The sequence below is a fragment of the Ruegeria faecimaris genome (assembly GCF_900182615.1).
Classification (GTDB): domain Bacteria; phylum Pseudomonadota; class Alphaproteobacteria; order Rhodobacterales; family Rhodobacteraceae; genus Ruegeria; species Ruegeria faecimaris.
Genome location: NZ_FXTE01000004.1, coordinates 146,441 through 173,192, shown reverse-complemented (window position 1 = coordinate 173,192; position 26,752 = coordinate 146,441). Strand labels below are relative to the sequence as shown.

The window sequence follows — 26,752 nt, the reverse complement described above, 5'->3', positions numbered from 1 at the left end:
CCGGAGAGGGTCTTGTTAATTCGGGTTGTTACTCTCCGCGTGGAAAGCGTTGGCTTTCCTCGACGATATTCAGATCCATGTGGTTACGCATGTACCGCTCAGATGCTTTCTGCAGGGGCTGGTAGTCCCAAGGATAATACCCGCCCTGGCGCAACGCCTCGTACACGACCCAGCGACGCGCCTGGCTGGCGCGAACTTCGGCGTCGAACCGATCCAGATCCCAGCGAGCATCGGACTTGGCACGCAAGGTCTGTAACGTTCCTGCATGCTCTGGCCTGTCTGCAAGGTTCTCCAACTCGGAAGGGTCCGCCTCGAGGTCGAACAGTTGATCAGGGTCTAGCGCACATCGGTTGTATTTCCATTTGCCATAGCGCAAGGACACCAGTGGCGCATAAGAGGCCTCGGCTGCATATTCCATCGCGACCGGCGCACTGCGCTCGTGCCCCATGGCCAGCGGCACAAGGTTTTCGCCATCTGTCCACGGCGCGATCTCTGCCATATCGACACCGGCAAGAGCACCCAAGGTCGGCGTCACATCTATGGTCGAAACCGGAGCGTCGATCCGGCCCGCTGGCAGATCGGGCGCACAGATCATCAGCGGGACGCGGGATGACCCTTCATAGAAGGTCATCTTGAACCACAATCCGCGTTCACCAAGCATATCGCCATGATCCGAAACGAACAGGATGATCGCCTCTTGCCGCGTGGTCTCTAACACCTCGAGGATTTCTCCGACCTTGTCGTCCAGATAAGAGATATTGGCGAAATAGGCGCGGCGTGATTTGCGGGTATCTTCTTGAGTGATGTCAAAGCTGCGCCAGTCATTGGCGTCAAAAATCCGTTTCGAATGCGGGTCCTGATTATCATAACCAAGGTCGGCAATCTCGGGCAGAAGGTGCTCGCAATCTTCGTACAGGTCCCAGTATTTGCGACGTGCAACATAGGGATCATGCGGGTGGGTAAAGCTTACAGTCAGGCACCATGGACGGTCGTCCTTGCCACGGGCCAGATCGTATAGCTTGGACTTGGCGTTATAAGCCACCTCGTCATCATATTCCATTTGGTTGGAAATCTCGGCTACACCTGCGCCCGTGACCGAACCCATATTGTGATACCACCAGTCAATCCGCTCGCCTGGTTTACGGTAGTCCGGGGTCCAGCCGAAATCGGCGGGGTAGATGTCGGTGGTTAGGCGATCTTCAAACCCGTGCAACTGATCAGGCCCGACGAAATGCATCTTGCCCGACAGACAGGTATAGTACCCTGCACGGCGCAGATGGTGGGCATATGTCGGAATATCACTGCCAAACTCGGCGGCATTGTCATAGACACCAGTGCGCGACGGCAACTGACCGGACATAAAACTGGCCCGACCCGGCGCACACAGGGGCGACGCCGTATAGGCATTCGCAAATCGCGTGGATCGTTCGGCCAGCTTTTTCAGGTTTGGCGCATGCAGCCAGTCGACAGGACCGTCAGGAAAAAGGGTCCCGTTCAACTGATCCACCATCAGGATCAGAATATTAGGTTTTGTCATTTCTCGGCCTCGAGCAAGGTGCTGAGCACGCGCATCGCGTGGTTTACAGCCAGTTGCGGTTCTTCCGGGGCGCTCAGCGCGGCGTGGATATAAAGTCCGTCGATCAAGGCGATCATGTTCCCGGCCGCCTCAACCGGATCGGCCAAATGCGGGCGCAGCGCATAAACTAGGTTCGACCGGATACGGGCCTGATAAATCTGCCACAATCGCAGGGCGTCGTCATTGGTCTGCGCAAGAACGTAGAATGTCATCCACGCTGCCGTCACATCCGGCGTGAAACAGGATGGGGCAAAGCATGCCCGGATGATCGCCTGCGCGCGTCCATTTGGCGTGGCTGCTTTCAGTTCTGACCGGACCTCTGCCCCGAAATCCGACAGGATGCGGCGCATCGCTGCCAGAAAAATCTGATCTTTACCGCCGAAATAGTGATGTGCCAGCGCGCTGGACATGCCAGCCCGCTTAGCGATCTGGCTGACGGTTACATCGAGGGATTTTTTCGACCCGAGCTCAGCAATCGTTGCCTTAACGATCGCATCACGGCGGATTGGCTCCATTCCGAGTTTCGGCATCCGTACCCCTCAACTGCTTTTGATAGAAAAACGCTAGGAGATTTTTATTGACTCGTCAATTAATAACGTTTTTTCGGCAGAAATCGGCTAAAGTTTAGGTGCAATACTGGGGGTCGTCAGGCTGCTGCGGTTCAACACGGCCTCGCGCCAGGCAATAAAACTGACTGCCAACAGAATCAGCGTGCCCCCGGCGACCACCCACAAATCTACGCTTTCGTGGAAAACCAACGCCCCAACCAGCGTGGCCCAGATCAGCTGTAAGAATGTGACGGGCTGCGTCACTGCTACGGGGGCGGCCTGCAGGGCCAAGGTCATCAGATAGTGTCCAAGTGTGGCAAAACAGGCAACCAGAAACAGCACACCCAAGTCATGGAGACTTGGTGGGGACCACACGGCAATGGCAAAAGGTATCAGCGCCATCGTCACCCATATGGACATATGTGCAACCACGACCGAGGGCGGCAGATCTCGCACCAGCATTTTGGCCAGCAGGTAGGATGCACCAAGCGTCAACGAAGTGCCCAACATGGTCACGTGACCAACCGAGATATCCCGAAACCCAGGTCGGAGAATAATTGCTACACCGATCAATGCGACACCAATGGCGGCAATCCGGCGGAAGGCTAGTTTCTCGCCTAGAAACAGCACAGCACCCAATGTGACATAGACCGGCGTCATGTAGTTCATGGCCGTGACTTCGGCCAACGGAATTCGGGTCATGGAAAAGAACCACAGCATCACGGCAATGGCGTGAACCACCCCGCGGATGCCGAACAGTGTCAAATGCCTACGTGTCAGAGGTGTCGTAACGATCAGCCATAACGCTGGCAGTAGGAACACCAACCCAAAGACAAAGCGCAGAAATGCGGCCTGTATCGGGTCCATGGAGGTGCCCAGAGATTTGACGAGCGCAGTCATGACAACAAAGGACAGACCGGCGGAAAACATCCAGAACATTCCCGCCAATGGCCGATAGGTGTTAGGTTGAGTTGTCATGTTAACGGTTCAACACCGAAACACAGGCGGGAACAAGACCTCAGATCGCCACCAGCTTGGCCGCAATCGCCAGCATGACAAAACCGATAACAATATCCAGCACCTGCCATGCCCTTGGGCGGGCAAAGACCGGCGACAGAATCCTTGCCCCGTAGCCCAACGAGAAGAAGAAGACAAAGCTGGACAGCATCGCTCCAATAGCAAAGGCCAACCGGTCATCATATTGTGCAGATATCGACCCGATCAGAACCACCGTGTCCAGATAGACATGCGGATTCAACCAGGTGAATGCCAGCACGGTCAGCAGGACAGACCTCAGACTTGAACGTGTCCCTTCACTGACATCCATGGAAGACCCGCCGCGCCAGGCCGATAGCAGGCTGCGCAACCCGTACCAGGTCAGAAACACAGCCCCGCCATAGCGCATGACCGGCTCGAACCAAGGAGCGGTCTGAGCAAGCGTTCCGAACCCGGCAACCCCTGCCGCAATCAGAATGGCATCCGATACGGCGCAGGTCAGGCATAGGGCAAAAACATGTTCGCGGCGCAGCCCTTGACGCAGGACAAAGGCGTTCTGCGCACCAATGGCCAAAATCAGACTAAAGCCCAGAGCGAATCCGGAAATCAGAGATGCGGACATGAAACCTCCTGTGTTCGATTTGATTGACTAGAGCCAGTCAGTCGATTTATCAAATTAAAGAAGTTACACCTGATTAAGCTCTGCTAATGTTGCTGGATCCCAATCACCTTGCCGCACTTTCGGCCATTCTACGCCACGGAAGCTTTGACGCCGCCGCCACAGAGCTGTCGGTGACGCCTTCGGCGATATCGCAGCGGATCAAGTCATTAGAGGATCGGATAGGCGCCGCTCTGATCACTCGTGGTGCGCCCTGCACAGCGACACCCGCCGGCTTGCGCATTGCCAGATACGCCGAGGATATCGGGCTGCTTGAGGCACAGCTGGCCCGTGAACTTGCGTTGGAGGGAACCTCTGGCCCGACCCAGGTGCGCATTGCAATTCCTGCAGACAGTTTGGCCACATGGTTCATCGCTGCGATGGCCCAAACAGATGAATTGCTGTTCGATCTGGTAATTGATGATCAGGACCATTCGGCCGATTGGTTGCGCCGCGGTGAGGTCAGCGCGGCTGTTACCACCGGAGGGCAACCGGTCTCTGGCTGCGATGCCCATCCACTTGGGGATTTCAGGTACATTCCAACGGCCAGCCCAGGTTTTATGCATAAATGGTTCCGGGACGGTGTAACCAAAAGCAGCCTTGCCATAGCACCGTGCCTGACCTTCAATCAAAAGGACGGTCTTCAGAAAGCCTGGTTTGCGAGAGAGTTTGGGCACTACATTTCCCCGCCATCGCATTTTCTGCCATCCTCACACGGGTTTGTGGATGCAGCGATCGCCGGCATCGGGTGGGGAATGAACCCGATTGAGCTGGTACAAAAGCCTTTGGCAGATGGCCTGTTGTGCCCCTTGATACCAGACACGCCCCTTGATGTTCCGCTGACCTGGCAGGTCGGGCGTGTCTTATCCTCGGCCCTTTCGCCGCTGACCGCCGCTGTAAAGCGCGCGGCTGTCGACGCGCTTATTCAACGATAGACAGGATTGGCCGATCAGGATGGCTCGGGCGCTTTAGGAATTGGCGTCACCACCCGGTAACAGGCAAAAGCTGCGATCAGGCTGACCAAGACAACGATCAAAACCGCCGCAGAGACCTGGTGCATATGCGCCAGACCAGCCAGCGCCGCCGACACGATGACCGCAACAATCCGCGAGATGCTTTTCACCGCTGCCGCCCCTTTGACCCGCTGATCAAACGGGGCGATATCCAGAAAATACAACTTTCGGGCACTGCTGATGCCTGTTACCGCCACGGTCACCACAAACAGGGCAACCGCATGAGTGTGCACCTGATGACCGATATGGAGGTAATGGACCGTCAGCAGCCCTGCTCCGGTCAAGGCCACCATCAGAGTTCCGGATACCATGACCGCCCGGTGGGATTTCAGGTTAACAAACTGCCACAAAGGCGCAGAGACCAGATATCCAGAGGCCGACGAAATGATCATTGCGGTAAGACCTTTGGCCGAACTGTGATGTGCCTCGGCCGCCATCAGGGCAAAGAACGGAACCGATAGACTGACAACCACAATCGGAAGGCGCATGACCATATAGCGCCGGAACCAGGTCTGGTTGAACATCGCCAGAATATCGGTGAAATACTCGGACCAATGTCTTTTGCTTTCGTCCTCAGGCGCTGTGGAAATTTTCTGATGCGGAACTTCGGACATCGCCAGGATTGATAGGCCAGACAACAGAAAAAACACCACTGCAACTCCGATCACAACCGAATGGCGCGCAAACGGAGGGTTGCCCAGCGTGATTTGATGGACCAACAGAACAAGACCGATTGCGCCCAATCCGCCGGCGCCTAACTGCAGATATCGCATGATCATCCGTGACCTGGACTGAACGTGCGCGCCCAGCAGGTCAGTAAGCAGCAATGTCTGGATCTCACCCACAAGACCGATCAAAAAAAATGCGATGATAAAGGCTGTGGCCGTGAACACGAGACTGCCTGTCGCGGCCGCCGCCAGAGCCATGACAAGGCAGGCCCCGATCAATACTTCGGTCATCGCGATGCTGCGTTTCTTCTGTTCGCGCAGCGCAATGACCTGGGCCAGAAACACGTCGGCGATCATGCTGCCGACCATGCGGATTGAAACCAGCGCGCCGGCGATGAACATCGGAAGTTCCAGCGAAACGGCAAGAAACGGCAAGACAATGGACGGGCTGCCAAGGGTCCAGGCGACCTGCGACAGAATACTCTGCCCGGTCAAAACAGGCACATTGCGTTTGGCCAAATCAAATTGAGGTTCGGTCATCTGCTCTTTGACTCGCTGCTTCAGCTATTCGACCCAGCCTATGGGTTCGAACCTGATCGGCCAATAGCCCTATCCTCCAACCAACAAAAAACCCGGCCTGACGGCCGGGTTTCCAAATCTCAAGATGCGGGGCAGATCAAAGCTGCGCCATCACCTCATCCGAGGCTTCGAAATTGGTTGTGACACGCTGAACGTCATCATCATCTTCCAGCGCATCCACCAACTTCATCAGCTTTTGCATATCCTCAAGCCCCAGCTCGGTCGTGGTACTTGGCTTCCAAACCAGTTTGGTGGATTCCGTTTCACCCAGCGCGGCCTCGAGCGCGTTCGAGACGTCGTTCAGATCGGTGTCGGCGCACCAGATGATATGACCTTCGTCCGAGCTTTCAACATCTTCCGCGCCTGCCTCAATGGCCGCTTCGAACACGGTGTCGGCATCACCAACCGTATCTGGATAGACCACTTCACCCTTGCGTTCGAACATAAAGCCGACGGAGCCGGTCTCGCCAAGATTGCCGCCATTCTTGGAAAAGGTCGAGCGCACGGTCGATGCGGTCCGGTTCCGGTTGTCGGTCATCGTCTCGACGATGACGGCCACGCCGTTGGGGCCATAGCCCTCATACCGGATTTCTTCGTATTCGTCGCCATCGCCCGCCTGCGATTTCTTGATCGCCCGGTCGATCACGTCTTTGGGGACCGAGTTTGACTTGGCCTCTTTCACCGCCAGACGCAGACGCGGGTTCTTGTCGGGATCGGGGTCGCCCATCTTAGCGGCAACGGTGATCTCTTTTGACAGCTTGGAAAACAGTTTGGACCGCGCGGCGTCCTGACGTCCCTTGCGGTGCTGGATATTGGCCCATTTGGAGTGGCCTGCCATGGTGCGTCCTCGTGATAGTGTTTGCGTATTTGGCGCCCATATAGACTTTTGCGGGCCATGGGATCAAGAGACCGGCTTGCGACGGCTTCTTCTGCGAGTATGTTGGCGGTATGACGACAGATCAGATCATACTTTTCGCTCTCTTTGCCACTGTATTCGGAATGCTGCTTTGGGGGCGGTTTCGCTATGATCTTGTTGCGTTTTCCGCGCTTCTGATCGGAGTGGTGTTGGGGGTAGTACCCGTCGATGACGCTTTTGCCGGTTTTGGTCACTCGGCAACCATCATCGTCGCGCTGGTTCTGGTCGTTTCGGCCGGGCTGGTCCGGTCCGGTGCGGTATTCTTGATCACGCGATCACTGGTTGACGCGTCACGCGGCCTTGGGGCCCATATCGCCTTGATGGGCGGTATCGGGGCGGTTCTGTCCGCCTTCATGAATAACGTCGCTGCCTTGGCCCTGTTGATGCCGGTCGACATTCAGACCGCACGAAAAGCCGGACGAGCCGTCGGCCTGACCCTAATGCCGCTCAGCTTTGCAACAATTCTGGGTGGGATGGCGACCCTGATTGGCACGCCACCGAACATCATCATCGCCTCAATCCGCGCAGAAACTCTGGGCGAGCCCTTTCGTATGTTCGATTTCGCCCCTGTGGGTGGCATTGCTGCGATTGCCGGGCTTGCTTTTGTCTCACTGGTGGGCTGGCGATTGATCCCGAACCGGGGACCGCAAACCGAAACCTCTGAGGCGCTGGCCGAATATATCGCAGAACTAACCGTCCCACCGGAATCGCCGTTGATCGGCAAACGGGTCAGCGAGCTTTATGAAGATGCCGAGAAATCTGACGTCGCCATCATCGGCCTGATCCGCGACGGCAAGCGCCGCTATGGCCGGTCGGCCCATGCAACACTGAATCAGGGTGACGCGCTGGTGCTTGAGGCCCGCCCCGAGGCGCTGGATGAATTCCGCGCGGCGCTGAAGCTGGATTTTTCGGACACACGTCGACAGGAGCTTCTGACCGCTGAAGGCGACGGGCTGGAAGTCGTCGAGGTTGTCGTGACCGAAAACGCCCGCATCACCGGGCGTACTGCGCAGGGGTTGGGATTGGCATGGCGGCAGAGCACCGTTTTGATGGGCATTTCGCGCCAGGGCCGCAGCATCACCGAACAGGTTCGCAAAACCGAGGTTGAGGCTGGCGACATCCTGTTGTTGCTGTGCCCGCGTGATCGCAGCGCCGATGTGACCGAATGGCTGGGATGCCTACCGCTGGCCCAACGCGGTCTGAACGTCACCGCCAATGAAAAGGCCTGGCTTGCGATTGGCCTGTTTGCCACCGCGGTACTGGCAGCCAGTGTTGGGCTGATCTACCTGCCGGTCGCATTGGGGCTGGTTGTGGTTGCCTATGTGCTGACCAAGATCATGCCAATCGCAGATCTCTATACTCACATCGAATGGCCGGTGGTCGTTTTGCTGGGCTCGATGATCCCCCTGGGCAGCGCACTGGAAACCTCGGGCGGCACCGAACTGATCGCCAATGCGCTGATCCAGTTAACTAACGGCCTGCCTGCATGGGCTATTCTGACCGTTCTGATGGTGGTCACCATGACCCTGTCGGACGTGTTGAACAACACCGCCACGGCGATTGTGGCGGCCCCGGTCGGCATTCAGATGGCCCGCACGCTTGAGGTTTCCCCCGACCCGTTTCTGATGACGGTCGCCGTTGCAGCCTCGGCTGCGTTCCTGACGCCTATCGGGCATAAGAACAACACGCTAGTTCTGGGTCCGGGTGGCTATCGGTTCGGAGACTACTGGCGCATGGGCCTGCCGCTGGAAATCCTGATCATTGCGGTTTCGATACCCGCCATCCTTGTGTTCTGGCCGCTGTGACGGGTAAGAGCCGTTCCATGAAACAATTTCTGATCCTGCAGTTACGCCCGGAAACCGATGCGTCCGATGCCGAATTTGCCTCGATTTTGGACAAGACCGGCCTGAGTTCTGAACAGACCCATCGCATCCGGTTGGATTGTGAAGACATGCCCGACGGCTTGGACGTGACCGACTATGCTGGAGTGATCGTCGGCGGCGGCCCCGGCTGTGTCAGCGACGATCCGGCGACAAAATCGCCGACGGATGCCCGCACCGAAGCCGCCATCATGGGCCTGATGCCGCAGATCACCGCGCGCGATCATCCGTTCATGGGGTGCTGCTATGGGCTGGGTATTCTTACCGCGCATCTGGGTGGCGATGTCAGTAAAGACCAGTTCGGAGAGCCCGTCGGCCCCTCAACCTGCCACGTGACAGAGGACGGTGCGACCGATCCACTGATCTCGGGGCTGGGTCAGAGTTTTGATGCTTTTGTGGGCCATAAAGAGGCTGTGCAATCCCTGCCAGAAGGGTGCGTGCATCTGCTTGCCTCGGACCCTTGCCCGTTCCAGATGATCCGCTGGGGCCAGAATGTCTATGCCACACAGTTCCACCCCGAGGCTGATGCCCGCGACTTTGAAGAACGTATCACCATCTACAAACACCACGGCTATTTCCCGCCCGAAGATGCGCAGCGTCTGATCGACATTTGCCACGCCGCCAATGTCACTCTGCCCGGTGAAATCCTGCGCAGGTTCGCCCAACGCTACGGCTGACCCTACGGCGCGGTTGCCTGCGGCTTTGACCCTCGCTTACGCTGGTCCGAACGGCTTTGGGAGGAGTTGTAGTTGGATCTGCTTATTAATGTCGGCCTGCCACTATCGTTGGCCATAATCATGCTGTCCTTGGGTGTCGGGCTTGAGATCGCCGATTTCCGCCGGGTTGTCAGCAGACGATACCCTTTTGCGATAGGGGCGTTCTGCCAGGTGATCTTGCTTCCCATTGCGGCATTTACGACGGTCAAACTCTTTGCACTGCCACCGGAAATAGCAGTCGGTGTTATGCTCCTCAGCTTTTGCCCCGGCGGTGTTACCAGCAATATCCTGACTAAACTGGCCAAGGGTGATGTCGCTCTTTCCGTCAGCCTGACAGCCATCATCAGCTTGCTGTCGATGGTGACGGTACCCGTATTGGCCGCATGGTCGATCAATCACTTCATGGGCGAGGACGCACCCGAGGTTTCGATCACCGGGCTGGCCATAGCGATGTTCCTGATCACCACCCTGCCCGTTGCCATCGGCGTCAGTATACGGCATTTCGCAAAAGGATTCGCAGAACGGGTCGATGCCCATCTGTCCAAACTGGCTTCGATTCTTTTCGTCCTGATCGTTCTCGCCGCGCTGGCCGGGAACTGGGAAATGTTCGTCGAAAATTTGGGGCTGATGGGGTCGGCGTTGATCACCCTGAACATTGCGCTGCTGCTGATCGGGCTGGGACTGGCCCGCGCCGTGAACCTGTCATGGAACGAGAGCAAGACGATCTCGATCGAAACTGGCATCCAAAACTCGACTCTTGGCATCACATTGGCAGCGCTGATTACCAGCACGGAAAACGGGCTAAGCCCTCTTGCTCTGCCATCGGCCGTCTATGGTATCTTGATGTATGTCGTCGCCCTGCCATTTATCGCCTGGCTGCGCCGCAGCTGAGAGGAAAAAACATGTCCAATAACACCGCAGATGCCATTGTCGTTGGGGCTGGGCTGGCTGGGCTTGCGGCCGCGGCCGAGCTAGGCGACCGCGGAAAAAAGGTGATCATACTGGATCAGGAACCCGGTCATTTCCTCGGCGGTCAGGCGTTCTGGAGCCTCGGTGGATTGTTCATGGTCGACACGCCGGAACAGCGCCGGATGGGCATCAGGGACAGCCACGAACTGGCCTTGCGTGACTGGCAGGGCAGCGCGCAGTTTGACCGCGAAGAAGACGCTTGGCCCCGCAAATGGGCCGAGGCTTATGTCGAATTCGCCGCCGGTGAAATGCGGCCCTGGCTGCACGATATGGGGCTGCGATGGTTTCCTGTGGTTGGATGGGCCGAACGTGGCGGTTCTTATGCCGATGGACATGGCAATTCGGTACCTCGGTTCCACATCACATGGGGCACCGGCCCTGGTGTTCTGGAACATTTCATCCGTCGCGTGCGCGAACATGTCAGCACAGGCCTGATCCAGCTGAAGTTCCGCCACCAAGTCAGCCATATCATTATGCAAAACGGCTGTGCCAAAGGCGTCTCGGGAGAGGTCTTGGCTGAGGACGCAGCCGCGCATGGCGCCAAGACCAACCGGGAAGAGGTCGGGGAATTCGAGGTCTATGCTCCTTCGGTCATCGTCAGTTCGGGCGGTATTGGTGGCAATTTCGAAATGGTGCGCAAGAACTGGCCGCGCGACCGCCTGGGCGAACCACCCAAAGACATGATCGCGGGCGTGCCGTTCCACGTTGACGGTCGGATGATCCCTATCAGCGAAAAGGCCGGTGGGCATGTGATCAACGGCGACCGGATGTGGCATTACACCGAGGGCGTCAAAAACTGGAACCCGATCTGGCCATCGCACGGAATTCGTATCCTGCCCGGCCCAAGCTCTATGTGGTTTGACGCGCGCGGCAATCGTCTGTTGCCCCCTTGTTTGCCGGGGTTCGACACGTTGGGCACGCTGAAAGAGATCCTGAAGACCGGTTATGAATACAGCTGGTTTGTACTGACGCAGAAAGTCATCAAAAAAGAATTTGCGCTCTCCGGGTCGGAACAGAACCCGGATTTCACCTCGGGCAGCTGGAAAGAGGTTATCCGTCAGCGCATTTTGTCAGGATCGCAAGCCACCGCGCCGGTCGAGGCCTTCAAACAACACGGGGAAGATTTCATCGTTGCCAACACTCTGACCGAACTGGTCAGCGGCATGAACCAACTGGGTGGCGATCTGATCAATGAAGCGCATTTGCGCGCCCAGATCGAAGCGCGGGACTCACAGGTCGACAACCCGTTTACCAAGGACGCGCAGATGGCGGCTATTCTGACGGCCCGCAACTATCGGGGTGACAGGTTGATCCGCACCGCCAAACCACACAAGTTCCTTGATCCTGCCAATGGGCCGCTAATCGCGGTCAAACTTCACATGCTGACGCGCAAAACGCTGGGCGGTTTGCAGACCAACCTCGACAGTCAGATGATCGGTCCAAACGGTCAGGTCGTTCCCGGGCTGTTCGCCGCAGGAGAGGTCGCCGGTTTCGGCGGCGGCGGCTATCACGGATACAACGCGCTGGAAGGCACATTTCTGGGCGGCTGCATCTTTTCCGGGCGCAACGCAGGACGGTCGCGCGCTGTGGCCTGATTACTGCGTGCGTATGAATTTCAGAACTGGGTCGCCTGCGCTGTCCAGCAGCGCAAGGCTATCGCCCGCCACCGCATAGGACACCACGTTTTGCAGGGCGGCAAAGAACTGATCCTCGACCTGCTCCATCTCGGGCGGGCAGGCCATCAAAGTGGCCGCAATATTGTCTGGAAACGTAAGCGAATTTCCGGAAATTTCGGCCTGCCCTGTGAAACGGTTGCAACCGCCTGAGCCGCTAAAGGCACCGCCTTGCGCAAAATCAAGTTGCGGTGCGCGTTCGCTGTTCAGCACGGCCCCATCCACACCAATCGCCGTCCAGCTTGTGTTTTCCAGCCCCGCCGACGTGGGGCCGCCCGTCTTGACCAACAAAAGGTCGGCCGTATCCGGCGCACCATTGGTCAGGACCGGATACACAGTGTCGGTCGTAAACAGCAGTTGTGACCCACGATATATTGCCCCCCGCACCGCATAGGTCATCCCGTCACGGATCAGAGCATCATCATAGGTCAATTCAAACTCGGCAGGCACCCCGCTCAGCACGTAGCGCTGCGCAGCCAGCGTTACCGCTGGCGCATCCGCAAGCGATATATCCTGCAGCTCGATATAAAGCGTCGCGTCTTCAGGCACGGCAATCCGTTCGCGGTAGGAGGCGGTACCGGTCACCGAACCAGCCGATACATCGCTGCCAATCAGCGCCACCATAATCGCACCCATTACGATCAACTGACCAAATTTTGGAAAAGGCATAATCCCGTCCTTTCGTCCAAGTTCTAGAGGAAAAGATTGTGTCTGGATCAGCCTTTACAAGACCGTCAGCGCAAAACCGGCGGGTTCGCGCCGGTGTTACAACGGCCAGATGATCGGAATAAGCAACGAAGCAAGCAGCCCTACTGTCAGGTTCAAGGGGATGCCAACCTTCATGAAATCGACAAACCGATATCCCCCCGGACCATAGACCATCATGTTGGTCTGATATCCGATTGGTGTCGCAAAGGATGCAGATGCCGCCAACATCACCGCAACTACCAGCGGCCTTGGGTCTACGCCGACGGCCTGCGCCAACCCGATTGCGATCGGCGTGACCACTACCGCAACGGCGTTGTTGGAGACGAGTTCGGTAAGCACCGAGGTCAAAACATAGATGGCCCAAACGATCAGGAACGGAGGCAGCGTGCTGAGCCCGGGCGCAATTGCATCGACGATCAGGGAAACCGCCCCGGACTTATCAAGCGCGGCCCCGATGGCCAGCATCGAGAATATCAATGCCAGAAGTCGCCCTTCGATAAAGGAAAACGCCTCATCCGCGTCTATGCAGCGGGTGACCAGAACCAGAGCGACCGCAAGAATGGACAGCAGCAGAATTGGCGCCACACCTAAAGCAGCCAATACGACGATCCCGATAAGCGCGCCAATCGCCACCGGAGCGTGATTGCGGCGGAACGCACGCGCCGAGGGCTGTGTCACGTCGACCATATCCATATCAGCGGCAAGCTTCTGGATATCGGCAGGTGATCCCTCCAACAGCAGAGTATCCCCGACCCGCACCACGAGGTCGTCTAGTTGACGACCGATATTCTGGTTCCGCCGATGTACCGCCAGAACGTAGACACCATAGCGGCGGCGCAGGCGCATCACGCCCAGCGTTCGCCCAACCATACGGCACCCCGGTGTGATCAGCACTTCGACCGTTTTGGTCTCGACCGCAGAAACCTGATCAACACGCTTTAACTCTTTGTTGCTTTGCAGGCTCAGCAACTCGGTCATCTCGGTTCGCAGAACCACGCGGTCCCCAACCTCGAGCGTCACACCCTTGAGGTTGCGCCGCAGCGACTCGTCCCCTCTGACCACGTCGATCAGACGGACGCCGGGGCGTTTGAACAGTTGCACCCCTGTCACCTCGCGCCCGACCAGGTTGCTGTCGGGCGGGATGACGGCCTCGGTGAAGAACTTCATCTTAGAGCGATCACTGAGAAGCGAGGCCATGCTGTCGCGTTCCGGCAGCAGACGCGGCGCAACAAAGCGCAGATAGATCATGCCGTAGATCACCACTGCGATGCCCAAGGGCGTGACTTCGAAAATCGTGAATGCAGCCAGACCCTGAGATCGCGCGACACCATCCACAAGCAGGTTGGTCGAGGTGCCGATTAGTGTCAGCGTCCCCCCCATGATGGCAGCATAGCTGAGCGGGATCAGCAATTTCGAGGCCGGCACGTTCAACGTGCGGGCAATCTGTACAAAAACCGGGATCATCACGACGACCACGGGTGTGTTTGACACCACCGCCGAGGCCAGAACCACAAACCCCATTAGCATGGCAATCGCGATACGCGGGTTAACCTGTGCCTGTTTCTGCGCAGTTGCGGTAAAGGAATCCAATGCCCCGGTTCTGACCAGAGCCCCCATGACGATGAACATCGCCGCAATCGTCCATGGCGCAGGATTGGACAGAACTGCCAACGCGCTTTGATAGGGCAGGATACCGGTCACCAGCATCAGGGCAACACCCGCGATGGCGACAACCTCGGTCGGGTAAGCCTCGCGCAGGAACATGACAAACATGCCTGCGACAACCAATAGCGCCACGATCGCGCTGCCCGTTTCTGTCAGTTGAAGAAATTGCATTCGTGGTATTCAGTCCGAACCCTGGCCCAGCTTGCGCGCCCGTCGGGCAGTTTCCCGTATTGCGGGCAGCAGGGCAAGCCCAACGTCGCGCTATTGCGGCCCGGCTTGTTGCAAGCGACCCCCAACGCGCACCATTTGCACGGATTTTGCCTGACCATTGCGATCATCGGTTTCCACGAACACACCGCTTAGCGTTGCTTCGCCATTTGCAGGCGTAAACCGCGCCTTGGGCATCCCGGTGATGAACCGGCGCATCGGTTCTAGCTTTTCCATACCAATGACAGAATCGTAATCCCCGCACATCCCGGCATCGGTCAGATAGGCTGTTCCCCCCGGAAGGATCTGCGCATCCGCGGTTGGAACATGCGTATGGGTTCCAACCACGAGGCTGGCGCGCTTGTCGCAATAATGCCCCATCGCCATCTTTTCGGATGTGGCCTCGCAATGCATATCAACGATGATCGCCTGCGCCTGACCGCCGCGCGGGTGTGACTTCAGAATTGGCTCGATGGCCGAGAACGGATCATCGAAGGGCCGCTTCATAAAGACCTGCCCAAGCACCTGTACAACCAGAACCTTGCGCCCGCCAGGGGCGGTATAGAGACGATGCCCGCGCCCCGGAGCACCCTTAGCAAAGTTAACGGGGCGCACAATGCGCGGTTCGCTCTCAATGAATTGCAACATGTCCTTCTGGTCGAAAGCGTGGTCGCCCAGCGTCAGACAATCCGCCCCTGCATCTAACAGCAGCTTGGCATGATCCCCGGTCAAACCCATTCCGTTCGAGGCATTCTCACCATTGATCACCACGAAATCCAGCCGCCATTCGTCGCGCAGACGTGGCAGATGTTGCTGAACAGCCGCGCGTCCAGCGCGGCCCATAACGTCACCCAGAAAAAGTATCCTCATAGAAACCGTCTAAGTGTGGCAATTCGCAAGTACAAGCCGTTAAGCTGACCCAATGAACGGCAAAACTCTTTATTTAGGAGATTCTTTATGTTTCGGATCGGTCTGACCTTTGGTGTCTGTGCCACGCTTGCTGCCTGCTCGGAAGAGCAAGCGGTCAACTCAAACCCACAGCTGCCAAACCCCTCGGCCATCTATTGCATCGACAGCGGTGGGCGGTATGAAATTCGGGACGGAGAGAATGGCCAGACCGGCGTGTGCATATTGCCTGATGGCACCGAAAAAAATGCCTGGGAATATTTTCGCGCTAAAAACCAGGGCTGATACCTTCGTTAAAAGGTCAACACACGGCTTTCAGTTACTACCATATCAAGCGGCTGATCCGTCGATTCCAGCGGCAGCCCGTCTGCTTCTTGCGCATCGAAGGCAAAACCGATGGCCAGAGTCGGGCGTTTCGCGCGCAGCCCTTCCAATGTCCGGTCATAGAACCCGCCCCCATAACCCAGACGCCCCCCATTTGCATCGAATGCCACCAGCGGAACGATTAGAATTTCGGGATCGAAATAGTCATCGACCTCGGGCACTTTGGCGCCAAACGGACCATCCTTCAGCCTGCCTTCGGGCGTCCAGCGAGAGAATTTCAACGGCTGCCCGGCCGCCTGAATAACCGGCACACCAACCGGGCCATAAGCGGACGCCTCGGCCATGGCGGGCAGCGGGTCACTCTCGGTCCGGATGGGCATATAACCCGACAGGGGTACTCCGCGGTGCCCGGCCAGAATTTCAGACAGTCGCCCGGCGGCACCGGGCGGATTTGCATCAAACGCAGATTTGCGCCGGGCAAAGGCCGCCTTGCGCGCGGCAGCTTTGATTTCGGTCAGATCGGTCACAATAGCACCACGCTGGCAAGCCCAAGAAAGATAAAGAATCCCATGACATCCGTCGTTGTCGTCACAAAGGTTCCTGACGCCAGCGCCGGGTCAATACCCATCCGGTCTAGCACGACCGGTACTACCGTACCTGCAAAGCCTGCGATCACCATGTTCACGACCAGAGCGGAGCCAATCACGACACCCAGCAACGGCGAGCCGAACCAATACATTCCCACCACGCCCAGAACGGTGGCAAAACACAGCCCGTTCAACATGCCCACCAGCAGTTCCCGTCGGATCACCCGCATTACGTTCGCACCTGTCAGGTCGCGCGTTGCCAGGGCTCGCACTGCGACGGTCAGCGATTGTGTCCCCGCATTGCCCCCCATCGAGGCCACAATCGGCATCAGAATGGCCAACGCCACCAACTGATCAATCGCCGCCTCGAACTGGGAAATCACCAGCGAGGCGCAGATCGAAGTACACAGGTTTACCGCCAACCATGGCAGGCGTCGCCTGCTGGTCGCGGCCACACTGTCGGACAGCGAGCTTTCGTTGCTGACACCGGCTAGGCGCAACATATCCTCTTCGTATTCCTCATCCAGCACCACCATCGCGTCATCAATGGTGATCACACCAACAAGCCGTCCGTCACCATCCACCACTGGGGCCGAGATCAGGTGGTACTGATTGAACGCATAGGCCACGTCCTCTTCATCCTGATCGACGGGAATGGTATAGAACTCTTCTTCGGCAATTTCGTGCAGAGGCACCTCGCGCCGGGTGGCCATGAGTTTGCCCAGTGTTACCTGTGCTGTTGGCTTCAACCGCGGATCAACAAGAACCAAATGGTAGAATTGTTCTGGCAGTCCGTCATTGGCACGCATAAAGTCAATGGCCTGCCCAACTGTCCAATGCTCGGGCGCCATGACGACTTCGCGTTGCATAAGCCGTCCGGCCGAGTTTTCCGGGTAGGATAACGCCTGTTCGGCCGCGATCCGTTCGGAATCCTCCAGCGCACCCAGGATGGCTTCTTGCTGCGGCTCTTCAAGGTCTTCCAGCAGATCGACGACATCGTCGCTTTCCATGTCGCGTACGGCATCCGCCAGAACATCGGGACGCAGGACTTCAATAACTTCTTCCCTGACACCTTCGTCCAGTTCAGACAGAATATCGCCGTCGAACTCTTTGTCATACAGACGGATCAACCGGGCGCGGTCATAGGGGTTGATCTGTTCCAGAAGGTCGGCGATGTCGGCAGCGTGCAGCGGGTCCATCAATTCGACCAGCTTGTCGCGGTCATCAACATCAACTGCATACAGAATGGATGCTACCGTTCGACGATCCAGTGCATAAGCGTCATCATCAGAAGTCGGCTCACTTACGGGTTCGTTAATACCTGTTGTCATATCTGCCCCCGCTCTGTTCGCCCATTGGCCCCTAAATAGAAGAAGCAGCTACCGGAAAACAATGACAATGCGCCGATTTACCGACAACTTTCCTGCCCCTATGCTGTTTCGCAGTCCCAGACAGGCGGAGATGAATGAGTATGGCGCAAAAAACGCTGCTGAAAGGGCGTGTCCTGAGTTTCACTGGCACCCCGTTCGAGGGCGAACCGACCGAGGCTGTCAAAATCAGCGAAGCGGTTCTGATCGAAAACGGTCGGATTTCCAGCGTATCGGATGCCGACAGTCTGCACAATGCCCACCCCGAGGCAAAAGTCGTGGATCATGGTCAGCACGTGATCCTTGCAGGATTTGTTGATGCGCATGTGCATTATCCGCAGACCGCCATGATCGCCAGTTGGGGCAAACGCCTGATCGACTGGCTGAACACCTATACCTTCCCCGAAGAGATGAAATTCGGGGATGCAGCCTATGCCTCTGAGATTGCCAACCGGTATCTGGACCTGACAGCGGCACACGGCACCACCACGATGTGCAGCTATTGCACCATCCATCCCGAGAGTGTTGATGCCTTTTTCCTTGCGGCCAAACAACGCGGTCAACGTGTGGTTGCGGGCAAAACCTGCATGGATCGCAACGCACCCGATGGCCTGAGAGATACCGTGCAAACTGCCTATGACCAATCCCAGACTTTGCTTGAGAAATGGCACGGGATCGACCGCCTGTCCTATGCGATTACGCCGCGTTTCTCACCCACCTCCACACCCGAACAGCTAGAGGCCATGGGCGCATTATGGGCAGAGCATCCCCATTGCCTGATGCAAACCCATCTCAGCGAACAGACTGATGAAATTGCCTGGGTACGCGACCTGTTCCCCGACGCCCGCGATTATCTGGACACCTATGAAAAGTTCGGCCTGCTTGGTCCCAACGGCCTGTATGGCCACGTCATCCACCTTGAGGCACGTGAACGCGACCGACTGCGTCAGGTCGACGCTGCGTTGATCCATTGTCCGACCTCAAACACCTTTATCGGGTCAGGCCTGTTCGACATGGCAGGGTTGATGCGCGACGGACACCGGGTTGGTCTGGCAACGGATACTGGTGGCGGTTCAAGTTTCTCGATGCTGCGCACGATGGCATCGGCCTATGAGATCGGACAACTGCGCGGAACGCCGCTGCACGCCGCGCAACTGCTGTGGCTGGGCACCGTAGGGTCGGCCCGAACGCTGAGGCTGGATGACAGCATCGGCAATATCGCCCCGGGAATGGAGGCCGACCTGATCGTGCTCGATCTCGCCTCAACCCCGGCCATCGCGCAACGCGAGGCCTGCGCCGATGATTTGTGGGAGGCCATCTTTCCCACCATCATGATGGGCGATGACAGGGCGATTGCCGAGGTTTGGATCGCAGGTCAACCTGTCAGGACCTAGGATTGCAAGGCAAGGGCCAATCGGTTCTGCCGTTCAATCACCCGGGGCAGATCCAGCGTTGCGATCTGCCCGTCCCGCACGATCTGACGGCCTTCGACAAACAGGTGCTTTACCCTAGTCGGACCGGCAAGCAACAGGGCTGCCGGATCCCAACTGCCCGCGCTTTCGATGCCGCGCGTATCCCAAATGGCTATATCGGCACGCTTACCGATAGCCAGACGGCCGCAATCAGGTCGGTTCAAGACATCCGCCCCACCCCGCGTGGCAATTTCAAGCGCCTCGCGAGAGGACATGGCATCGGCACCGCTTGCGACGCGCTGCAACAACATAGCCTGCCGCGCCTCGAGGATCAGATTGCCGCTGTCATTACTGGCCGACCCATCGACGCCCAGACCCACAGGCACGCCGCGATCTCGCATCGACCGTACAGGGGCAATCCCCGAGCCCAACCGGCAGTTCGAACAGGGACAGTGCGCCACGCCTGTGCGGGACCGTGCAAACAGATCAATCTCTGCCCCGTCCAGTTTCACGCAATGGGCGTGCCAGACATCTGAGCCGGTCCAGCCCAAATCCTCGGCATATTGACCGGGGCGGCAGCCGAATTGTTCCTGCGAATAGGCGATATCCTCGTCATTCTCGGCCAGATGGGTATGCAGCATGACGCCCTTGTCGCGGGCCAGAATGGCCGTGTCCCGCATCAAATCGCGACTGACCGAGAACGGCGAACACGGGGCCAGCCCGACCCGACACATTGCACCCTCTGACGGGTCATGAAAGGCGTCGACCACACGCATCATGTCTTCGAGAATAGCTGCTTCGGCCTCGACCAGTGAATCCGGCGGCAAGCCACCATCGCTTTCACCAATACTCATAGCGCCACGTGTTGGGTGGAACCGCAGGCCAACCTCGGCAGCCGCAGCAATGGTGTCATCCAGACGCGCACCGTTCGGATATAGATACAAGTGGTCGGAACTGAGCGTGCATCCCGTCAACGCCAGCTCGGCTAAACCGATCTGGGCGGATACGAACATCTCTTCGGGGCCAAATCGCGACCAGATCGGATAGAGCGTTTTCAGCCATCCGAACAAAAGCGCATCCTGTCCGCCAGGAACGGCGCGGGTCAGGGTCTGGTACAGATGGTGGTGCGTGTTCACGAGGCCGGGCGTAACCACACATCCGCTTGCATCATGGATCTCAGCGCTCGCCTGCAACCCATGGCCGATCTGTTCAATCTGTCCATCTCGGATCAGAATATCCGCGCCAGAAAGTTCTCGGCGCTGGTCATCCATGGTCAGGATCGTGTCTACATTTTTGATGAGGATATCAGTCATCTTGCTCTCCTTGCATCGCCCGTTTCATGCATGGAGTGCAAAAGCTGGCGGAAAACGGGCACAAGAACCAGCCGGATTAAGGCTAATCGGCCCGCCAGTCCGCCGCAACAGTTTTTAGAAGTTGCGCAGGATTTCCAGCGCCGCCGCGTGGATCTGCGGGTTTGCCGCCGCCAGAGCCCGACCGCCATTATGGGCGGGGCCGCCTTGCCAGTCTGTGACGATACCGCCAGCCGCATGAATCACGGCGATTGGCGCCTGAATGTCATAGGCGTTCAGACCTGCTTCGATCACCAAATCCACCTGACCCGCTGCAAGCAGAGCATAAGCATAGCAATCCATTCCATAGCGGGTCAGGCGTACGTGCTGTGACACAGCCTCAAACCCGGCACGATCTTCCGACGCGCCGACCTCGGGGAAGGTCGTGAACAGAATCGCCTGGTCCAGAGAAGGTGTTGAACGGGTCTTCAGGGACATATCGCCCGTAGGACCATGGCTTCGCGCGATATCCGCCGAGCCGATGAAGCGTTCCCCGATATACGGCTGGTCGATGATCCCCATGGTTGGCCCGTCCTGCGTGCTAAGCGCAATCAGAACCCCCCATGTCGGTGTCCCGCTGATAAACCCTCGGGTGCCGTCGATCGGATCCAGAACCCAGGTGCGGCCACTTTGCCCCTCGTGCTGCCCATATTCCTCGCCAAATATTCCATCTTGGGGCCGATGTCGGGCTAAAACCGCGCGCATGGCTTTTTCGGCTGCGCGGTCGGCGACAGTGACCGGATCAAATCCCTGATCCAGCTTATTCGAAGTCTCAAGATTAGACTGCCTGAAAAAAGGAAGAATGGCCGCACGCGCCGCGTCGGCCATTTCTTCAGCTACTTCAAGATCACTCAGCGACATCTTATCCATACGCTACCCGTGCGTTTCGTCAGGATCAGAGTCAACCCGTGAAATCAGGCAACATCACTCAGAACGCGCGCAAGCTCGAACAGGCGGCGACGCTGGTTTTCCGGTATGGCATAGTAAGAGCGGACGAGATCCAGGGCTTCTTTGTCGCCCATAAGGTCTGCAGGAACCGATTTCTTATCCGAGCTTCCTTTCTCGACCTCTTCCAGGCCTTCAAAGAAGAAACTGACCGGAACATCCAATGCCTCGGCAATGTCCCAAAGACGAGACGCGCTGATTCGATTGGCACCGGTTTCATATTTCTGGATTTGCTGAAACTTGATACCAACTTGCTGTGCCAACTGCTGTTGGGTCATGCCAATCAGCCAGCGGCGATGCCTGACGCGTTTGCCCACATGGACATCGACGTGATGGGTCATTGGTACTATCCTCCCTTACACACACAACTGAAACGGGTTCGCAACATGCTTTGTTACCGCAACATTAGCGAGCCCGACTTAACCACTCCCTAATTTGGAACATGCCCCCCAAATCAGCACCATAGCGCACTATTACGTTTTTTGGCGCTTTTTTCAAGAAGGTTGAATCTGATTCCACAAACAATGGTTTATAGTTGTGTTGTGAATACCGCGCACACGTTGATTCCGATCTGAAAACAATCACCTGATCAACACCGGATTAACGGGGTCTTCAGCAGGGTAACAGATTGACAAGACCACGACAGCACTGACCTATGCCCGAAAAGACGGAGCCAAATCATGCTGGCGTTTCATATCCAGACCAACGGGGCCAAGGCCCAGCTTTGCAATATTGACCTGCCAGAACCCGGCGACAGCCAGGTCTGCATTCAAATCAAAGCCTGCGGTTTGAATTTTGCGGATCTCCTTATGCAGAAGGGGACGTATCAGGACACCCCGGTGGCGCCCTTTTCCTTGGGCATGGAAGTCGCAGGGATTGTTCGCGAAATTGGAAACAATGTACGCCACCTGAACCCGGGTGACCGTGTCGCTGTCTATTCCGGCCAGGGTGGCCTCGCTGAATTCGGAGTGTTCGACGCCGATCGTGCAATCGCAATCCCTGACTCTATGAGCTTTGAAGACGCCGCCGCAATTCAGATCACATATGGCACCAGTCATATTGCCTTGGATCATCGTGCGCGGCTCAGGCCCGGCGAAACCCTTTTGGTGACCGGTGCGGCAGGTGGCGTCGGCCTGACGGCGGTAGAGATCGGCAAGCTTATGGGCGCCACGGTTATTGCGCAGGCGCGCGGCAGTGAGAAACTCAAGGTGGCACAGAAGGCCGGGGCCGATCATCTGATCGACGCATCCGAAGATCTCCGCGCCCGTGTCCAGGCATTGGGAGGCGCGGATGTCGTATATGACGCGATCGGTGGCGATGTGTTTAAAGCCGCCTTTCGCGCGACCAACCCCGAAGGTCGCATCCTGCCCATTGGCTTTGCGGGCGGTGAGGTGCCGCAAATTCCGGCCAACCACCTACTGGTCAAGAACCTGACAGTCATCGGGCTCTACATCGGCGGCTACTTGAAGTTTCGACCTCAGATTGTGACGGACAGCTTTGAAACGCTGTTTCGCTGGCATAGCGAGGGCCGCATCAAACCGCATATCAGCCATGTCCTGCCCCTGTCCGAAGCCGAACGCGGACTGGCCATGCTGCGCGACAGGACCGCCACCGGGAAAGTTGTCATAACCCCTTAAGGGATGATCAACCGACAACGGCTTTGAGCGGCACCCCCCCAAGCAAACGAAAGTTCTGGCGCACCAGCGTCGCCAACGCCTCAACCACGGCCCCGCGGCCAGTTTCGCCGCCATACAGATTTATCATATGCGCAGGAAGCTCGGGCAGGACGCCACCCGAATCGATCTGGGCAAGATGTGCGGCCTCTGTCCCTTCGAGCATGGCATGAACCGCCAAATCGGCGCTGACCGTTGCCTCGATAGTACGGTCGTTTTCGGTTTCCACCGAAAGCTCCCAGGGAATTCCAGCCGCATCCAGCGCAGCAATGACCTGCGGCCTGAACAGACACCGACGCCCAAGCGCTAGCGGAATGGGGCGTTTTCGCCAGGCAGACCCGCCCGGCGCACCAATCCAGCGCAAAGGAAGCTCGGCAATCGTCTCGGCCCCCTGCCCCACTGTCGCCTCGGTCGTTAGGATCAAATCGCAGTCTCCGCGCTTAAACATATCCTTCAGTTGCAGCGAATAGGAGGAGATAAGCTGCACACGGACGCGTGGGAAATCCGCGTTGAATCGCTGCAGCACCCGGGGAATCGCCGGATAGACGATATCATGCGGCACACCAAGAACGACCTCGCCCTCATAGGCCTGATCCGTCAGCTTGGACATCACCTCGTCATTCAACGAGATCATGCGTCTGGCATAGGCCAAAAGCTGTTCTCCCGACGCTGTCAGCGCGATGGTTCTGCCACTTCGGTCCAGCAGCTCCAGACCTAAAAGCTCCTCCAACCGCTTTAGCTGCATCGATACGGCAGATTGTGTCAGGTGCAGGAAACCGGCTGCCCGCGTCACGCCACCCTGATCGGCAACTGCCACAAAGGAGCGGAGAGTGGTGATGTCCAGATTTCGCATCTTCACGATTCCTTATGGATGTGTTCAATAATATTCATTTTCAAAATGTGTCACAGCCCTCCATATAAATCAAGGAAGTTGATGCAATAGGCACAACACATCAGCAAAACCGAAAGGACAAGGCTATGACGCAAATCACAGCTTCAACATATTGCAAGCCACGGCAGCGCTTTAAGCTCACTTCTGTTCTGGATGCGCTATCGCTACGGCGCCAACGCTGTCAGCTCGCCAGATTGGACGACCGCGCCCTTCTCGATATCGGCATTACCCGTGAAGAAGCCGAAGCCGAAGCAAAACGCCGCATATGGGATGCTCCGGAATTCTGGCAAAAATGAACCTAATCCACTACTTTTACCACTGAATGGCGGCTGACACCTCGAAGCCGCCATTTTTGTTGCGTGTTTTAGCCTGTTTCCCACGTTAAACCCTTGAAACACAGCCCGCACTTGACGATATTTGCGAGGAGCGCGGCCTGACATCGGGACGCAAAAAGAATATGTGGAGGGAGACCTTTTAATGGCACAATTTGACACGATCCGGACGGCGACCGGTACGCGCGCTGCCCAGATTGACGAGGGCCTGCGCGCCCATATGAACAAAGTCTACGGCACAATGTCCGTGGGCATGCTGATTACGGCACTCGCGGCCTGGGCTATTGCTGGTCTTGCCGTGACCTCAGATCCAAGCAACGCAGTTGCTCAGATCGGCGCTGATCGTTATCTGACCAGCCTGGGCGGCACCCTGTTCCTGTCGCCGCTGAAATGGATAGTGATGTTCTCACCGCTGGCATTCCTGATCTTTGGCTGGGGCGCGCTGATGCGGCGCGGGTCGGCTGCGGCGGTGCAACTGGGTTTCTTCGTATTCGCGGCCGTTATGGGCGTTTCGATGAGCTCGGTGTTCATGATCTACACTCCTTACTCGATCGCGCAGACGTTCATTGTGACCTCGATTGCCTTTGCTGGTCTGAGCCTGTTTGGCTACACCACCAAGCGCAATCTAAGCGGCATGGGCACATTCCTGATTATGGGTGTGATCGGCCTGCTGGTGGCGATGGTCATAAATATGTTCCTGCAATCGCCTGCGATGATGTTCGCGATCTCGGCAATCGGAGTGATTATCTTTGCTGGCCTGACGGCGTTCTACACACAGGACATCAAAAACACCTACGTTGCGCATGCAACACATGGTGACCAGGAATGGCTGAACAAAGCGGCTATAGACGGCGCGCTGAGCCTCTATATCTCGTTCCTGAACATGTTCCAGTTCTTGCTGATGTTCATGGGGCAACAAGAGTAGCACACCGCATTACAGCAGCAAATAAACAGGGCGGGTCCGAAACGACCCGCCCTTTTCTTTTGCGGCCTGCAGCAGGTCGCCCTGCGGTCAGCTCCTCGCCACGTGCTCCCAAAAAGAAAGGCCCCGTCCTGATGACGAGGCCTTGGAATTGAAAGCGAACGGAACTTTAGCTGCAGTTCAACTGAACAGCAAATCCGGAACTGCGCTTTTCTGAACCTTTGCGATAAACGTCGCCGACAGGCAAGCAGCCAGTGAATTGTTCGGCGCCAGTACCAAAGTTTGCACCAATCGTATTCGGAACCCTGGTGCGGCTATTTTCGGTACGCACGACGCCGAAAAGCGTTCCGTTCACTTCAACAGTGCTCAGGAACAGGTTTGTATCTGAGCCAGAAACGACTACTGCGCTGGTATCGCTGCGCGCGCCATTTTCTATTGCAACACGTGCAATTTTACCCGGATCGGTCTCGTCCGTTGAAACTCGGACCGGGGGCAGCTCTGCCAACTCTGCCGGAACATTGGTGGACTCTGGAACAAACGCCGCCGCACCCGGCACTTCGCTGATGCTCCGCGGCTCACCATCAATGCCCGTAAAGCCAACACCCTCGCGGTTATAGGGGTCTTCACAGGCTGCGAGAGCCAGAATAGTTGCTGTGGATAACAAGATTTTTTTCATGACGGCCAACATTTTGGAACGGTTAGCTCAAGCGTAGTTGCAATACATTCCAAAAAGCAACCCAGCGGGCAAACGAATGCCTCGGCTGCTGATGCTTAGCTGCAACGGCCTCCAAGCGCGCTCCGGCTGCCTTGAGCCGATAGATTCAGGTATGAAACATCGTCGCGCAAACGAAAAAGGCCCTGTCGAAACAGGACCCTTGTCATTCTGTCCAAGCAGGACGGCAGATTACTTGATCTTGCCTTCCTTGTACTCGACATGCTTCCGAACGACCGGGTCGTATTTACGAACGGTCATTTTCTCGGTCATGGTGCGCGCGTTCTTTTTGGTCACATAGAAGTGGCCCGTGCCCGCGGTCGAGTTCAGACGGATCTTGATTGTCGTCGGCTTCGCCATGGTTATCTCCTGCGTCCGAAAAGGCAGGGGCCTTTCGGTTGAATTCCTATGAGCGTGCGCTTTTACCCGGTCATGCAGCCGAGTCAACCTGAATTCGGGTAGATCGGCGCAGATTTCATCAAAACACAAGATCGTCCCTGCACCCAGCTTATCGCAGACCTTAACGCGGCCATTTCGGCCACAAGGGATGCCAGCTCAG

The 26,752-nt window shown here is 57.2% G+C and carries 27 protein-coding genes; 10 read left to right on the top strand and 17 right to left on the bottom strand.

Annotated features, from left to right (window positions below):
• Nucleotides 1–28 precede the first annotated feature (28 nt).
• From betC to FN806_RS10385, 4 genes are all read right to left on the bottom strand, one after another.
• Nucleotides 29–1,537 (bottom strand): choline-sulfatase, encoded by a 1,509-nt coding sequence (gene betC / locus FN806_RS10400; protein WP_142636786.1) that lies wholly within the window; start codon nt 1,535–1,537, stop codon nt 29–31.
• On the bottom strand, nt 1,534–2,106 hold the full coding sequence (gene betI, locus FN806_RS10395) for a choline-binding transcriptional repressor BetI (RefSeq protein WP_142636785.1): 573 nt from the start codon (nt 2,104–2,106) through the stop codon (nt 1,534–1,536). Before betI ends, betC begins: the two co-directional genes overlap by 4 nt.
• An 87-nt stretch (nt 2,107–2,193) precedes the next feature.
• Nucleotides 2,194–3,102: a DMT family transporter gene (locus FN806_RS10390; RefSeq protein ID WP_142636783.1), complete on the bottom strand. Its 909-nt coding sequence runs from the start codon at nt 3,100–3,102 to the stop codon at nt 2,194–2,196.
• Nucleotides 3,103–3,142: 40 nt separating this feature from the next.
• Complete coding sequence (locus tag FN806_RS10385) at nt 3,143–3,742, bottom strand: LysE/ArgO family amino acid transporter (RefSeq protein ID WP_142636781.1); 600 nt, start codon at nt 3,740–3,742, stop codon at nt 3,143–3,145.
• An 86-nt stretch (nt 3,743–3,828) separates the two neighbouring features.
• On the opposite strand from FN806_RS10385, the gene FN806_RS10380 reads away from it, so the two are divergent.
• On the top strand, nt 3,829–4,713 hold the full coding sequence (locus tag FN806_RS10380; RefSeq protein WP_142636779.1) for a LysR family transcriptional regulator ArgP: 885 nt from the start codon (nt 3,829–3,831) through the stop codon (nt 4,711–4,713).
• Nucleotides 4,714–4,727: 14 nt separating this feature from the next.
• On the opposite strand, the gene FN806_RS10375 is transcribed toward FN806_RS10380, so the two are convergent.
• Nucleotides 4,728–5,999, bottom strand: coding sequence for a permease (locus tag FN806_RS10375; protein WP_142636777.1), 1,272 nt, complete (start codon nt 5,997–5,999; stop codon nt 4,728–4,730).
• Between the two features lie 136 nt (nt 6,000–6,135).
• Nucleotides 6,136–6,876 carry a YebC/PmpR family DNA-binding transcriptional regulator gene (locus FN806_RS10370; protein WP_142636775.1) on the bottom strand — a complete coding sequence of 247 codons (741 nt, stop codon included), beginning with the start codon at nt 6,874–6,876 and terminating at the stop codon, nt 6,136–6,138.
• Between the two features lie 110 nt (nt 6,877–6,986).
• Here FN806_RS10370 and FN806_RS10365 point away from each other — a divergent pair, with 110 nt between their 5' ends.
• The 4 genes from FN806_RS10365 to FN806_RS10350 all read left to right on the top strand — a co-directional run bounded on the left by FN806_RS10365 (nt 6,987) and on the right by FN806_RS10350 (nt 12,114).
• Nucleotides 6,987–8,759 (top strand): SLC13 family permease, encoded by a 1,773-nt coding sequence (locus FN806_RS10365; RefSeq protein WP_142636773.1) that lies wholly within the window; start codon nt 6,987–6,989, stop codon nt 8,757–8,759.
• A gap of 17 nt (nt 8,760–8,776) precedes the next feature.
• A complete protein-coding gene (locus FN806_RS10360) occupies nt 8,777–9,511 on the top strand; it encodes a glutamine amidotransferase (protein WP_142636771.1) in 735 nt (244 codons plus the stop codon).
• Nucleotides 9,512–9,583: 72 nt separating this feature from the next.
• Nucleotides 9,584–10,441: a bile acid:sodium symporter family protein gene (locus tag FN806_RS10355; protein ID WP_142636769.1), complete on the top strand. Its 858-nt coding sequence runs from the start codon at nt 9,584–9,586 to the stop codon at nt 10,439–10,441.
• Between the two features lie 11 nt (nt 10,442–10,452).
• On the top strand, nt 10,453–12,114 hold the full coding sequence (locus tag FN806_RS10350) for an FAD-binding dehydrogenase (RefSeq protein ID WP_142636767.1): 1,662 nt from the start codon (nt 10,453–10,455) through the stop codon (nt 12,112–12,114).
• Here the strand turns inward: FN806_RS10350 and FN806_RS10345 are convergent, their stop codons facing one another.
• From FN806_RS10345 to FN806_RS10335, 3 genes are all read right to left on the bottom strand, one after another.
• Nucleotides 12,115–12,861, bottom strand: a complete 747-nt coding sequence (locus tag FN806_RS10345) for a YbaY family lipoprotein (RefSeq protein WP_142636765.1) — start codon at nt 12,859–12,861, stop codon at nt 12,115–12,117.
• A gap of 96 nt (nt 12,862–12,957) precedes the next feature.
• Nucleotides 12,958–14,736 carry an SLC13 family permease gene (locus FN806_RS10340; protein ID WP_142636763.1) on the bottom strand — a complete coding sequence of 593 codons (1,779 nt, stop codon included), beginning with the start codon at nt 14,734–14,736 and terminating at the stop codon, nt 12,958–12,960.
• Between the two features lie 90 nt (nt 14,737–14,826).
• Entirely contained in the window at nt 14,827–15,642 is an 816-nt protein-coding gene (locus FN806_RS10335; RefSeq protein ID WP_142636761.1) for a TIGR00282 family metallophosphoesterase, read from the bottom strand.
• Between the two features lie 87 nt (nt 15,643–15,729).
• Here FN806_RS10335 and FN806_RS10330 point away from each other — a divergent pair, with 87 nt between their 5' ends.
• Nucleotides 15,730–15,963 (top strand): putative hemolysin, encoded by a 234-nt coding sequence (locus FN806_RS10330; protein ID WP_142636759.1) that lies wholly within the window; start codon nt 15,730–15,732, stop codon nt 15,961–15,963.
• Between the two features lie 8 nt (nt 15,964–15,971).
• Here the strand turns inward: FN806_RS10330 and FN806_RS10325 are convergent, their stop codons facing one another.
• Nucleotides 15,972–16,529 (bottom strand): 5-formyltetrahydrofolate cyclo-ligase, encoded by a 558-nt coding sequence (locus tag FN806_RS10325; protein ID WP_142636757.1) that lies wholly within the window; start codon nt 16,527–16,529, stop codon nt 15,972–15,974.
• Nucleotides 16,526–17,920 (bottom strand): magnesium transporter, encoded by a 1,395-nt coding sequence (gene mgtE, locus FN806_RS10320; protein ID WP_142636755.1) that lies wholly within the window; start codon nt 17,918–17,920, stop codon nt 16,526–16,528. Before mgtE ends, FN806_RS10325 begins: the two co-directional genes overlap by 4 nt.
• A gap of 140 nt (nt 17,921–18,060) precedes the next feature.
• Between mgtE and guaD the strand changes: the two genes are divergently transcribed.
• Nucleotides 18,061–19,350, top strand: a complete 1,290-nt coding sequence (gene guaD, locus FN806_RS10315; protein ID WP_142636897.1) for a guanine deaminase — start codon at nt 18,061–18,063, stop codon at nt 19,348–19,350.
• On the opposite strand, the gene FN806_RS10310 is transcribed toward guaD, so the two are convergent.
• The 3 genes from FN806_RS10310 to FN806_RS10300 form a co-directional block, all read right to left on the bottom strand.
• Complete coding sequence (locus FN806_RS10310; RefSeq protein WP_142636753.1) at nt 19,347–20,681, bottom strand: 8-oxoguanine deaminase; 1,335 nt, start codon at nt 20,679–20,681, stop codon at nt 19,347–19,349. The two genes, guaD and FN806_RS10310, sit on opposite strands and share 4 nt — an antisense overlap.
• A 114-nt stretch (nt 20,682–20,795) precedes the next feature.
• Nucleotides 20,796–21,587, bottom strand: coding sequence for a histidinol-phosphatase (gene hisN / locus FN806_RS10305; RefSeq protein ID WP_142636751.1), 792 nt, complete (start codon nt 21,585–21,587; stop codon nt 20,796–20,798).
• 44 nt (nt 21,588–21,631) lie between these two features.
• Nucleotides 21,632–22,003: a helix-turn-helix domain-containing protein gene (locus FN806_RS10300; RefSeq protein WP_142636749.1), complete on the bottom strand. Its 372-nt coding sequence runs from the start codon at nt 22,001–22,003 to the stop codon at nt 21,632–21,634.
• Nucleotides 22,004–22,342: 339 nt separating this feature from the next.
• On the opposite strand from FN806_RS10300, the gene FN806_RS10295 reads away from it, so the two are divergent.
• Nucleotides 22,343–23,299, top strand: a complete 957-nt coding sequence (locus tag FN806_RS10295; protein ID WP_142636747.1) for an NADPH:quinone oxidoreductase family protein — start codon at nt 22,343–22,345, stop codon at nt 23,297–23,299.
• A gap of 7 nt (nt 23,300–23,306) precedes the next feature.
• Here FN806_RS10295 and FN806_RS10290 read toward each other — a convergent pair whose 3' ends face one another.
• Entirely contained in the window at nt 23,307–24,188 is an 882-nt protein-coding gene (locus FN806_RS10290) for a LysR family transcriptional regulator (protein WP_142636745.1), read from the bottom strand.
• 125 nt (nt 24,189–24,313) lie between these two features.
• Between FN806_RS10290 and FN806_RS10285 the strand changes: the two genes are divergently transcribed.
• Together FN806_RS10285 and FN806_RS10280 are read left to right on the top strand one after the other, a co-directional pair.
• A complete protein-coding gene (locus FN806_RS10285; RefSeq protein ID WP_142636743.1) occupies nt 24,314–24,523 on the top strand; it encodes a DUF1127 domain-containing protein in 210 nt (69 codons plus the stop codon).
• A gap of 181 nt (nt 24,524–24,704) precedes the next feature.
• Complete coding sequence (locus FN806_RS10280; protein WP_142636741.1) at nt 24,705–25,484, top strand: Bax inhibitor-1/YccA family protein; 780 nt, start codon at nt 24,705–24,707, stop codon at nt 25,482–25,484.
• 166 nt (nt 25,485–25,650) lie between these two features.
• On the opposite strand, the gene FN806_RS10275 is transcribed toward FN806_RS10280, so the two are convergent.
• On the bottom strand, nt 25,651–26,157 hold the full coding sequence (locus tag FN806_RS10275; RefSeq protein ID WP_185956682.1) for a hypothetical protein: 507 nt from the start codon (nt 26,155–26,157) through the stop codon (nt 25,651–25,653).
• Nucleotides 26,158–26,385: 228 nt separating this feature from the next.
• Entirely contained in the window at nt 26,386–26,553 is a 168-nt protein-coding gene (rpmG, locus tag FN806_RS10270; RefSeq protein ID WP_007799108.1) for a 50S ribosomal protein L33, read from the bottom strand.
• Between the last annotated feature and the right edge of the window lie 199 nt (nt 26,554–26,752).